The following is an 11,199-nucleotide window of genomic DNA, read 5'->3' as shown; positions in this document are numbered from 1 at the left end:
GTATAGGAAAGGTCGAGGTTCCAGAAACGGTCAATGATATCCCAAGTGGAACGAGCGATAGCATGAGGGTTCGGATAGTATTTACGCAGCATTTCAACAACGAAGTTCTGATAGGCGGAATGCCCGCCGGGATTTACAGGTAACATAAAAATCGCCTCCAATCGAAAAATATCTTATAAACAAGGGCGCGAAGCGCCGCATTTTTCGATGGATTTGTCAAGTGTTTTGATAAAAAAAGTGGGGGATTTTAATAAAAAAGGAATCTGAAAGTCTTATAAATCAAGGCTTAGAGATTCCGAGAGATTATTGAAGAAAATCATATGACGAAGCTGACACTTAAGGAGCTGGCTGAATATGCGGGGGATAATGAGAGTTATCTATCCTCCCTGTTTAAGAAGATGGTTGGTATCAATTTTTATAAATACTTAAACCGGGTGCGTATGCAGCGGGCTATTACGGAATTGCTGACCACCGATAAACCAATCGCGGATATTGCCATTGATAATGGCTTTTCTGATGTAAAATCTTTTAACGCAATATTTTTGGAAAGTTTTCAGAAACGTCCCAGTGAATATAGAAGAAATAAACAACGTTATTTATCGGAACTGTCTACGTTAAATCGAAGATTTATATCGGATGATCACCCAAAGGTAAGGGAAGATTTATTGCAGCATGCAGATCAGCAAAAATATGACCAGGATAATAATATTATTTCAGGTAAGATATCTGCGACCGTTCCGGTGAGTTCGGTAACTTTTATGTTTGATTTGGACAATCCTTTGAAACAATGTATATCATTCCCTGCATTGGTGCTGTGCTGCTTGTGATCACAGGGGTACTGGATGAAAAAGAGGCCCTTTCATCCATTCATCTTCCAACGGTATTTTTATTTACAGGGGTGTTGCCGCTGTCTACTGCAATGGCAAAATCAGGAGCAGGAGAAGCAGTTGCTGATATTATGATAAAAATGCTGGGGAATACTACAAATCCATATATCATTATGTTAGTGTTCCTAATATTTCCGCTGGTGCTGACACAGCTTATGTCTAATTTGGCTACTGTTGCTATTTTTATTCCATTGGCAAGTACGGTAGCGGTAAAGATTGGAATTGACCCACGCGCTGCGGTAATGGCCAGTCTCATGGCGGGATCTTTTCTATTCTTACCCCAATGGCAGCTCCCTGCCAGGCTATGATTATGGGACCGGGAAGGTATGAGCTTAAAGATTATTTAAGGAGTGGATTGCCATTAGTGATTATCATTGTTGCAGTCACTGTATTCTATTTACCTGTGATTTTTCCATTTTAGGCAATATAAAAAGATCCTGGCTGATCGGTTTCAACATTATGATATAAACAAGGGTGGAGACCGAAGAAGCAGCTCCACCCTGGTTTGAACAGTATTAAGGAAAAATGGAATCAGGATTTATCGCTGCAGCATTCCTTGAATCATAAGAACGATCTCATGCATCTGCTCAAAGCTTCTGGTTTCTCCATATTTATCCGGGATTTCAGTATCTGTAACAATCAGAAAACGTCCTTGCGGATTGGATACCGGTACGGTAGAAATTTCTTTTCTGACCAGTTCAATTTTAGGAAAAGAGCTGTTTTTCAGTCCCTCAACCAGTATGATATCAGCATCCTCGTAAAAAGAAATCATATCCTCTAATTGTGCGTCAGCTGTCTCTTTTATCATCATCAGCCGATATCCGGAATATACCGCAGTTCCATAAGCGCCAGCTTCGCGGTATCTGCAGCTGTCTGTTCCCGTTACATCACTCTGAAAATCATGTCCGTCATGTTTGATGGCAGCAACCTTTAACCCGAGCTCTGTGAATTCCTTTATCAGGCGTTCCATAAATGTGGTTTTTCCGGAATTTTTTACTCCGCAAATGCAAATTACTTTTTTCGTTACAGCGGAATGACACATACATTTTCTCCTTTGCATACCCCTTTATTTCCTGCAGGTATTTCGATCAGGCAATTGCAGCCGGTCATGGAACTTATAATACCGGATGAATGCTTATTTGTTGGAATGCTGACTTTTCCGTTGGAGCAATATCCTCTTAAATACCGCGTAACGTTACTTCCTTTTTCAAAATTTGTATCAATCGGCATGGTAAGCCTTCCTGGTTCCAATTCTTTTTTTCGCAGCATTTTAGCAAGAACCGGCTTGACCAGCAGTTCCAAATTTGTTACTGCGGCAAAAGGATTGCCGGAAAGACAAATAATCAGCGTATTCCTGTACTTTCCACATAAGGTCGGCGTTCCGGGTTTTACTGAAACCTTCCAGAAAATCTTTTCCACACCTGCCTTTTGGAACACTTCGTGCATAATATCTTTTTTTCCTACTGAGACACCTCCCGTGGTAATGATCAAATCTGTATCCTCACTAAGGTTCTGCAAAGCACAAACCATACTGTCTGCATGATCTTCTACATGCATCGTGCATTTGGGTACAACTCCCAACTCTTTTAACCTGCATCCCAATGTAAACATATTTGAGTCATAAATTTTCCCCGGCTTTAAGGAAGTTCCCGGCATCATTGTCTCATCACCGGTAGTAATTAATGCTACTGCAGGCTTTTTGTAGACCAGTACATCTTCTTTTCCGCAGCTGGCAATGATCCCAATTTCTGTGGCAGATAATACCGAATTTTTCTTAAGAAGAATCTGCTTATTCCTGAAATCTTCTCCCTGAAAGCAGTAATTATCATATTGCCTTATTTCTTTGTATATTTCTACTTCGGACTCTCCATAATCGGTATCTTCCTGGCGGATAATACAATCTGCTCCCGGGGGAATTGGTGCTCCTGTCATAATTCTTACAGCTTCGCCATTATTTACCTGATATTTTCCTACATGACCTGCCATAATTTCATCAATTACTTTCAGTTTTACCGGTTGATTTCCAGAAGCTCCGGTTATATCCTCACTTTTTATTGCATATCCGTCCAAAGGCGACCTTGGAAATGGCGGTTGATCCATATCAGATATGATATTCTCAGCAAGTACACTGCCTAAGGCATTCCATAAACTGATCCGTTCTGTCTCAATCATTGGTTCACAGTTGGAACGTAATAGTTCCACCGCCTTATCTAATGATATTTTCTCCATATCCATTCTCCCTGCTCTTGTAAAAAAGTTTCATATGCCTCTGTTGTATTTATATTTTTAAAATTATCTGCATTAAAACCATATTTCTTCCCGTCAATGTACCTTACATTTAATTGCTCCAACAGAGTTTTGACGCAATAAACGCCCTGCCGCAACTGACTTCTGATCTCTTTCAGACTTTTCTTTTGATAGATAGCTGCAAGGGGCTCTGTTTTCCCATTGACAACCGGTATTACTGCATCATAATTTTCTATGTGCTGAAGCAAAATATAAAATAACTCTTTATTCAACATGGGCATATCACAAGCCGCTACGATCAGGCTCTCATTTTTACAATAAGTCAAACCTGCCTCGATACCGGATAAAAGTCCACAATCCGGGAAATTATCGTTGACAATGGTATAGCCTTCTGTCACTTTCTGTTGTAATTCCTGCTGGGAAATCAGTACTTCATCTGCAACATCTGTTAATTCATTTATTAAAATTTCCATGAAATTTTTCCCTTTAAAGCTTAATAACGCCTTATTCTGATAATTCATTCTGCTGCTTTTTCCACCAGCTAATATAATCGCGCTTACATTCATATTTTTTTCTCAAAGAATTTCATACATTATTTTACTTTTATAAGCATTGATACAAACTTTAATAAAACGTAACCAATGGTCATTGCAGACAGGTAAAATTGCAGCCCTGTAATCTGGGTGAGGATATTGCTGATACCTTCATAACCCATGTTTGCGCATATCCCTGCCATTTTCGCGGATGCCACCGTTCCAATCGCCATCGGGAACGTCAATCCCGCATATCCCGGATAAAACTCAAAACTAAAAAATTTCGGTAATTTTAACAATATAAACATTAGGGATGCCAGAACACAAAGATACAGAACAGTAAGAAGAATCATATTTTTATCTTCTATAAGGTTAATATAACTTACAACACAAAGACTGCAGGGTGCAAGAACGACTGCCTGAGTGTGGTAGTATGCGGAATTCACCGGTTTCTTCAAAAGACGGTACACCATAACCGGTATTAAGATAAAATAGATTCCAATGCCATAATAAAGGATCATTTTTCCGATCAGCGGTTCCATTATTTTGCTGCCTACTACGGTAGATACCATAATACCATTGTAGGTTACAAACCAGCTTGGCATGAACGTATCCCAATTAAAATCCCTGATCATACTCCTGTATGTAAAATATAAAATATGGCAGGCATGAATTCCTATTCCAATAAGCAGGAGTCCTTTTCCAAGCATGGGACTGTAAGCAAAAACATAGGCTCCGAATCCCATCATGATCATAGTAAGGCCTGCATATAAGGACCTTGGAATTGTATTTCCGTATTCATTTTTGCATACCTGTGGATATAAAATGATTTTTCCCATATAAAAAAGCCATACGGCAGCTGCACTCCATAAGGTAATATGGCATATCCATTCATATCCAAATCCCTGCATAAAATTTGCAAGGGTAATTGCCCCTACCATTGTCGGCAGTATGGGCACCGGCATTCCTGCCAATCGTTTTACAATATTGTCTTCTTTCATACCTGCTCCCCTTCATACATAAATTCGTAATTGTCTTTTATATGGAAAAAATCGGAATAATCGATTTTAAAGACAGACTTCTTTATCTTTGAAACATCAATATTTCTTCTTATGATCTGTGTTAAAACTCCGGCATAGGATAACTCTCCCTGAAGTATGGCGCCATAAATATGTCCGTCTTTATAAATGATTTTCTTATATTCTCCATGGTCTGTTTCCTGGATCATTTCCTGATAAGTTTCGTCCGGTTTTGTATTCATGCCAAGGGACAGGGTGGGAATTCCAAGGAAATTCATGGTTGACTTACTGGCAAAGAAATCTGTCATAAGCATATTGCCGCCGGCCATATTACTTCCGGCGATCAGCCCTTCTTTTACTGCTACAGGCCAGATCGGATTTCTTCCCGTCACATCGCCGGCACCGTATATGCCTTCTATATTCGTCTTTCCTGCTTCATCGATCAACAATCCCCTTTGATCCGTTTCCACACCGGAATCCAGAAGAAATCCGACATTTGCCCGGATGCCCGCTGTTACTACCAGTAAATCGCAGGGAATGATTTCCCCATTTGTTAAAATTACTTTACGGACATGTCTGTCTTCATCCAATCCAATTTCTTTAATCCCAACAGAATAATACTGTTTCACCCCTTTTTCCAGAAATGCCTTTTCATAAACAGAAGCAGCTTTTTTGTCCAATTGAATTGCAAGCATATGGTCCTGCATTTCCACCAGGGTCAGCTCTTTATTAAAAGGAAGCAATCCGCTCACGCAGTCAATACCTACCAGACCTGCTCCCATAACAACAATGTGGCGGGCATTCTTTGCCTGCACCATGATCTGCTCAATGTCTTCCAGATTCCGGAATCCAATGACACCGTCTGCCTCTTTGAGGTTCGGAATCGGCGGAAAGAAAGAATGGGAGCCGGATGTGATCAGAAGTTTATCATAAGGAATCTGACTGCCATCCTCAAGGGTCAGTTTCCGCTCTGCACTGTCAAGGCCGGTTACAGCTTTCCCTGACACCCACTTAACTCTGTATTTTTCAAAAAAATCTTCTTCTACAAAGCATAATTTTTTTAAATCACGGATTCCTTCCATATAATGATGAAGAATACATCTGGAATAAACCGCCTGATCCTTTGAAATCAGTATAATATCCCCCTCATTATCTACAGAACGGATTCCACGGATTCCATTGATTCCGGCAGCAGAAGATCCAATAACTACATATCTCATTTTTCCACCTCCGCTAATGTAATTGCCTGCATAGGACATTTTTCTACACACATTGGCTTTGGGGAACCGTCTGAGGTTCTATGTACACACATGTTGCATTTCATGATCTCTTTATGATTTATCTTATCGCTCTTTAATACCCCATAAGGACAGGCCATGATACACATATAGCAGCTTGCACATTGTTCCTTGTCATACTCCACGAAGCCTGTTTCAGGGTTTTTATGCATGGCACCGGTCATACAGGTATAGGTGCATTCCGGCAATTCACAATGGCGGCAGAAGATGGGTGCCGCTTTGATCCCACTGTCAATCACAACGCGGTTTCTGGCATCATCGCTTTCATGGCTGACAACACAGGCCGTAACGCAGGTGAGGCAGCCGATGCATTTTGAGCGGTCGATCCTGATTCTATACATTTTCCTCACCTCCGTCTTCTTTTTCAAAACGTACAGGCGTTGCTTTATAAGAAGGTTCTCTGGAATATTTATCATAGATGGAAGGCGTTATTTTATTGCATTCGATATAGTGAATTGGTGCATAGAGTTCCTCATGAGTTACATTTGGTGTAACTAAAACATGAAAAACTGCATTTTGTCCATTGACAGAATATACCCGGATCTTGTCCATTTCCCTGATACCGTGTTCTTTTGCAGTCTCATCATTCATATATAGATAGGATCTTTTTGCGGACACATCTTCGATAAACTGAACTTCTCTGGTTCTGGACTGGGTATGCCATTGTCCCACGCTTCCCCTTCCCGTATTGAATATAAAGGGAAATTCTCCGGTGGCTGGCAAAGGATTTTGCATCACTTCTTCGAAGTGGAATTTAAGCTTTCCGTCCGGATGCCAGAATATACCGTCTTCATAAAGACGCCTCTGGTCATCCGTCAATTCATCGCCTTCCCGGAAAGGCCACTGGACACCATGGGAATCTTCCAGCGCTTCCCAGGTAATTCCGGAAAAATCACAGGGCATGCCTTTGGCGCATTTCTGCATGGTCTTAAAACATTCCTGCACCGTTTCAAAGCCTTTCAGCAGGCCGCCCATCCCCAATGCCTTTCCAACTCCAAGGATTGCTTCATAATCACTGATCTCATTTTCCCCGCGTTCTAAGACCGGCCGCATGGCAGACATGCGGCGCTCCATGTTGATATAGGTTCCCGCCTTTTTGATACCGGGTACGACCGGGAGAAATACCGTACAGTCCTCTGCGCTTTCAATATCTTCATAAATATCCTGTACCACAAACAGTTCCAGCTTCTTTGCTGCACTTGCAAAGGTTTCGTTATTGGTCCAGCTGTGTCTTGGATTGGTACACAAGATCCAGAGCCCTTTGATTTTCCCTTCATTGATGCCTGTGATAATCTGATCATACGGTATGGTAGGTTTGTCAATTAAATCCTGTGTACTGCATCCGATCGCTTCTGCAACCGCTTTTCTTCTTGCTTCGTTGTTGAAGTCACCGCCGCCATACAGACAGGATGTATTGCTGTAAGCCCTGGAGCCCATGGCATTGCACTGGCCGGTAATGGAGTTCGCTCCGGTGCCCGGTTTCCCGATATTACCCGTCATGGCTGCAAGATTGATGATCGCCTGTGCCGTACGTACCGCTTCATACCCCTGATTCACGCCCATGGTCCACCAGAAAGATACGCGTTTTCCCTTGTGGATCAGCTCCGCCAGTTCTGAAATTTCGTCTTTGGTTAATCCGGTTGCCGCTGTGCCGTAGTTTAAATCATATTTCCCGACAAATTTTGCAAACTCCTCATAACCATTGGTATGAGCTTTGATAAACCGGTGGTCTATGTAATCTTTTTCAATCAGGATATGAGCCAGCGTATACATAAGTGACAGGTCAGATTTCCATTTCAGGCCGTACCAGTAATCTGCATTCCTTGCAGTTTCCGATTTTCTGGGATCAATGACGAGAATCTTTTTATCCGGAAGAGGATTGCGCTTTACCCTTTCCCATAGAATAGGATGGGCAACAACAGGATTTGCTCCGATAAAAATGATCGTATCGGACAATTCCAGATCTTTTAAAGTGAATCCCGGCGCATCAAATCCGTAGCTCTGCTTGTGGGCAACAACGGCAGTTGCCATGCAAAGTCTTGTATTTCCATCCACGTTGGCTTTTAAATAATTCCGCATAACATGTCCGAAAATAGAAAATTCCTCCATGGTCAACTGTCCCGTACTGATTCCGGCCACACTTTCCGTTCCATATTTTTTTTGGATCTCTTTCAGCTGATCCGCTACGTACTGAAATCCTTCTTCCCAGGATACTTCTTTCATGCTGCCGTCTTCCTGCTTTATTTTTGGAAGGCTGTTTGGTTTTACCGTAGTCTGCTGTTTATCCAGGGACAAACCTTTGATACAGGAAAACCCGTCATTAACCGGATAGCCTTTTGTAGGCACTACCTTTACAATTCTGTTGTTCTCCACATAAAAATCCAGATTGCAGTCCAATGCACAATAATTACAGGTAGACTGAACTTTATTTTTTATTGTCATAATGAATTCCTTCCCAGTAGATACATTCATTAACAATGGTCTCCGGCAGTAGCTCTACCCCGTCAAGTGCCCATTTTTTGTATTCTTCAAAGCCTGCACGGTCAATGATATATCCAATGTGCTCTTTTCCGGCCGGCGCATCCGGGCTGATGTATTCTTTTACAAATTTATAGGTATTTAAAATCACTTTTACGATATTGTCTTCATCCACCCAGATGAGAAAATCTTTTCCGAGTCTTGGGTTTTTCTTTCCGGTTCTGCCCATGATCGAAAGCTTATAATATTTTTTCTCGCTTCTGGTCCATGCTCTTGTCGGGCACTTGGTAACACATACGCCGCATCCGATACATTTTTCCGCATCCCGGACGACCTTGTAATTCTCCATTTTAAGCGCCCCCACGGACAAGGACTTACACCCCTTTATGCATGCCTGACAGCTGACACATCTGCTTGTATCATACTGCGGCAAAGTCATTCCAATAATGCCGAAATCATGCATTCTTGCCTTGGCGCAGTCATTGGAGCAGCCGGTCAATGCAATCTTAAAATGCAAATCATTTGGAAAAATTTCTTTTTCAATTCTCTTTGCGAAATCTGCGGTATTATAGTTTGCAAACGGACAGACATTATTTCCGATGCAGGCGCTGACATTTCTGGTTCCTGATGCCGGATAACCGGTGCCGGGGTCCGTCTGGTTAATATCCAGGATCTCAATGATCGGCTGAAGCATCCGGTTAATGGCATCCATATCTTCCATATGAATGCCTTCGATTTCAAATCCCTGACGGGTCGTAAGGTGAACCATTCCATTTCCATATTTTTCAGCGATTTCCTGTACCATTCCAAGTACCTCTGCTTTTAAGTAACCACCCGGGACCCGTATTCTGGAGGCTGTGATTCCTCTCACTTTTGATACGCGGAATGCATTCTTTTTTAATTTTTTTGTATTAATATCCAGACTCATTTCCATCCTCCTAATCAATTAAATTCTTTCCGTCAACGTAATTGAACACAGGTCCATCCAGGCATATATAAGTATCGCCTATTTTACAATGTCCGCATTTTCCAATGCCGCAGCACATCTTCCTCTCATTGGATACCCAGATATTCTTTTCTTCGATTCCCCGTTTCAGGATTTCAGCAGCAACGAATTTAATCATAACAGGAGGTCCGACGGTAATGAAAACAGCATTTTGAGGATCTGCAATTGGAAGATCAGGGATATATTTTGTAACCATGCCTACGGGTCCTTTGTAATCTTCCGGCGCACTGTCAACAGTCTGAATTACCCGGATCCTTTCCTTCCACCTCTCAAAATCTGCTTTGAACAATACATCCGATGGTGACTTAAAGCCTGCAATCAAAGTCATACTGACAGCTTCCTCTGAGTGCCCGGCAAAATAATCGACCACACCTTTTACCGGTGAAAGTCCTGTTCCCCCTGCTATCACTACGATTTCTTTCCCTTTATAATTTTTTACATCAAATCCGTTTCCATATGGACCGCGCATAAAAAAGGAGTCCCCCACATAGTTTTCAAATATTTCATTTGTAACCTTTCCAACGCGGCGTATGGTAAGATCGACGGTATCCTCACCGATTCCACTGACAGAAATTGGCGCCTCCCCGTATTTTGGAATGGATACTTCGAAAAATTGTCCTGGTTTTACCGTTCCGGAAAATACCATGCGAAACGTGTATTCGATCTCTGTATGCTTAATTACTTCTTTTATTTCTGATAAAAATGGAAGATATTCGTTCTTCATTTATTCCGCCTCCTTATCTGCCAGACGATTCACCAAATTTGAATAAGATATATATTCCGGACACACATCATCACAACGTCCGCATCCGACGCACATGGGATCCCCAAAGCGTTTTTCATAATCGTAAATTTTGTGCATCACTTTAAATCTCATACGGTCAGACTGTTGTTTTCGAAAAGAAATTCCGCCGGCCATATCCGTATATCCATCCACCTGACAGGAGGCCCAGACCCTTCTTCTTTCCCCTGCTTTCTGATTATCCTGATAAAAGATATCCTGCATGGCAAAGCAGGTACAGGTCGGGCAGACAAAGTTGCATCTTCCGCATGCAATGCAGCGGCTTCCATATTCTTTCCATATTTCATCCGAAAAGCTTTCATTTGACAGTTTTTTAGGCAATCTTACCTTTTCCAGATTTTCCGTAACAAAATCCGGTGTTACTTCTGCCGTACGGTTGCTTAATTTCTGAAACAGCGGTTCTAATTCCTTATCCCTGCAATCGATCAGAATTTCTTTATCACTCATTTTTAATGAGAAATCATATTCTTTGCTGCGATTGGTCCCCATGCTGACACAAAAGCCGGATTTACAGGTAGAAACGCAGCCCATCAATGCAAACTTTACATTTTCACGGCGTCTCTTATAATAAAAGTCTTCGGAGCCGTTTCTTAAATAGATTTGATCTAACCGCCGTACTGCATGAAGATCACAGCTTCGAAGAAAAATAATTGTTTTCTTTTTTGGTTCTTCCGGAACCGTTACCTTATCCTCTGTAAAATAAAAAATAGTTTCATTGATCGGAAGTAATGCTTCTTTAAAGGAATAATCTGATTTCTTTTCCCATTCGATTTCGTCCAGAGAGGTTATTTTTCTATAACGGATCACGTCCGTATCGGAAAAACAACCCTCGCCCTTCATTACCTTTGGTGCATACAAATCATACTGCTTCGTTAGCGTGTGAAGCAGATTTTCCTTTTCTTCCTTGTGAATACAATAACCCATCCTTT

12 protein-coding genes are annotated in these 11,199 nt (G+C 41.6%); 2 read left to right on the top strand and 10 right to left on the bottom strand.

Going from position 1 to position 11,199, the window contains the following annotated elements; translation table 11 throughout:
- The first annotated feature begins 320 nt into the window (after positions 1 to 320).
- Together BQ9856_RS02505 and BQ9856_RS02500 are read left to right on the top strand one after the other, a co-directional pair.
- Positions 321 to 827, top strand: a complete 507-nt coding sequence (locus BQ9856_RS02505; RefSeq protein WP_077609569.1) for a helix-turn-helix transcriptional regulator — start codon at positions 321 to 323, stop codon at positions 825 to 827.
- On the top strand, positions 824 to 1,195 hold the full coding sequence (locus tag BQ9856_RS02500) for an SLC13 family permease (protein ID WP_235839102.1): 372 nt from the start codon (positions 824 to 826) through the stop codon (positions 1,193 to 1,195). Before BQ9856_RS02505 ends, BQ9856_RS02500 begins: the two co-directional genes overlap by 4 nt.
- 230 nt (positions 1,196 to 1,425) lie before the next feature.
- On the opposite strand, the gene mobB is transcribed toward BQ9856_RS02500, so the two are convergent.
- The 10 genes from mobB to asrA are packed head-to-tail and all read right to left on the bottom strand — an operon-like array spanning position 1,426 to position 11,194.
- Positions 1,426 to 1,929 (bottom strand): molybdopterin-guanine dinucleotide biosynthesis protein B, encoded by a 504-nt coding sequence (gene mobB / locus BQ9856_RS02495; protein ID WP_159441927.1) that lies wholly within the window; start codon positions 1,927 to 1,929, stop codon positions 1,426 to 1,428.
- On the bottom strand, positions 1,911 to 3,116 hold the full coding sequence (locus tag BQ9856_RS02490; protein WP_159441926.1) for a molybdopterin molybdotransferase MoeA: 1,206 nt from the start codon (positions 3,114 to 3,116) through the stop codon (positions 1,911 to 1,913). Before BQ9856_RS02490 ends, mobB begins: the two co-directional genes overlap by 19 nt.
- Positions 3,098 to 3,700, bottom strand: coding sequence for a molybdenum cofactor guanylyltransferase (mobA, locus tag BQ9856_RS02485; protein WP_077609566.1), 603 nt, complete (start codon positions 3,698 to 3,700; stop codon positions 3,098 to 3,100). The genes BQ9856_RS02490 and mobA overlap by 19 nt, the downstream gene beginning before the upstream one ends.
- Positions 3,701 to 3,726: 26 nt before the next feature.
- A complete protein-coding gene (locus BQ9856_RS02480; protein WP_200801239.1) occupies positions 3,727 to 4,668 on the bottom strand; it encodes a TDT family transporter in 942 nt (313 codons plus the stop codon).
- A complete protein-coding gene (locus BQ9856_RS02475) occupies positions 4,665 to 5,906 on the bottom strand; it encodes an NAD(P)/FAD-dependent oxidoreductase (RefSeq protein ID WP_077609565.1) in 1,242 nt (413 codons plus the stop codon). Before BQ9856_RS02475 ends, BQ9856_RS02480 begins: the two co-directional genes overlap by 4 nt.
- On the bottom strand, positions 5,903 to 6,325 hold the full coding sequence (locus BQ9856_RS02470) for a 4Fe-4S dicluster domain-containing protein (RefSeq protein ID WP_077609564.1): 423 nt from the start codon (positions 6,323 to 6,325) through the stop codon (positions 5,903 to 5,905). Before BQ9856_RS02470 ends, BQ9856_RS02475 begins: the two co-directional genes overlap by 4 nt.
- Complete coding sequence (locus BQ9856_RS02465) at positions 6,318 to 8,426, bottom strand: molybdopterin oxidoreductase family protein (RefSeq protein ID WP_077609563.1); 2,109 nt, start codon at positions 8,424 to 8,426, stop codon at positions 6,318 to 6,320. The genes BQ9856_RS02470 and BQ9856_RS02465 overlap by 8 nt, the downstream gene beginning before the upstream one ends.
- The gene (gene asrC, locus BQ9856_RS02460) at positions 8,410 to 9,384 is read right to left on the bottom strand and encodes a sulfite reductase subunit C (RefSeq protein ID WP_077610007.1); all 975 of its coding nucleotides are present in this window, start codon (positions 9,382 to 9,384) and stop codon (positions 8,410 to 8,412) included. Before asrC ends, BQ9856_RS02465 begins: the two co-directional genes overlap by 17 nt.
- A gap of 16 nt (positions 9,385 to 9,400) precedes the next feature.
- Positions 9,401 to 10,192: an anaerobic sulfite reductase subunit AsrB gene (gene asrB, locus BQ9856_RS02455; protein WP_077609562.1), complete on the bottom strand. Its 792-nt coding sequence runs from the start codon at positions 10,190 to 10,192 to the stop codon at positions 9,401 to 9,403.
- Positions 10,193 to 11,194: an anaerobic sulfite reductase subunit AsrA gene (gene asrA / locus BQ9856_RS02450; RefSeq protein ID WP_077609561.1), complete on the bottom strand. Its 1,002-nt coding sequence runs from the start codon at positions 11,192 to 11,194 to the stop codon at positions 10,193 to 10,195.
- Between the last annotated feature and the right edge of the window lie 5 nt (positions 11,195 to 11,199).

It is taken from the genome of Clostridium sp. Marseille-P2415, assembly GCF_900155545.1.
Taxonomy (GTDB): domain Bacteria; phylum Bacillota; class Clostridia; order Lachnospirales; family Lachnospiraceae; genus Lacrimispora.
Note: the sequence above shows the minus strand (reverse complement) of the source record. Positions and strands in the feature narration are given on the sequence as shown.

What these genes read in the sequence shown, in the direction of transcription:
- BQ9856_RS02480 (WP_200801239.1), bottom strand. Translation starts at nt 4,668, where the DNA reads ATGAAAGAAGACAATATTGTAAAACGATTGGCAGGAATGCCGGTGCCC.
- BQ9856_RS02470 (WP_077609564.1), bottom strand. Translation starts at nt 6,325, where the DNA reads ATGTATAGAATCAGGATCGACCGCTCAAAATGCATCGGCTGCCTCACC.
- mobA (WP_077609566.1), bottom strand. Translation starts at nt 3,700, where the DNA reads ATGAATGTAAGCGCGATTATATTAGCTGGTGGAAAAAGCAGCAGAATG.
- asrB (WP_077609562.1), bottom strand. Translation starts at nt 10,192, where the DNA reads ATGAAGAACGAATATCTTCCATTTTTATCAGAAATAAAAGAAGTAATT.
- BQ9856_RS02490 (WP_159441926.1), bottom strand. Translation starts at nt 3,116, where the DNA reads ATGGAGAAAATATCATTAGATAAGGCGGTGGAACTATTACGTTCCAAC.
- BQ9856_RS02465 (WP_077609563.1), bottom strand. Translation starts at nt 8,426, where the DNA reads ATGACAATAAAAAATAAAGTTCAGTCTACCTGTAATTATTGTGCATTG.
- BQ9856_RS02505 (WP_077609569.1), top strand. Translation starts at nt 321, where the DNA reads ATGACGAAGCTGACACTTAAGGAGCTGGCTGAATATGCGGGGGATAAT.
- asrA (WP_077609561.1), bottom strand. Translation starts at nt 11,194, where the DNA reads ATGGGTTATTGTATTCACAAGGAAGAAAAGGAAAATCTGCTTCACACG.
- mobB (WP_159441927.1), bottom strand. Translation starts at nt 1,929, where the DNA reads ATGTGTCATTCCGCTGTAACGAAAAAAGTAATTTGCATTTGCGGAGTA.
- BQ9856_RS02475 (WP_077609565.1), bottom strand. Translation starts at nt 5,906, where the DNA reads ATGAGATATGTAGTTATTGGATCTTCTGCTGCCGGAATCAATGGAATC.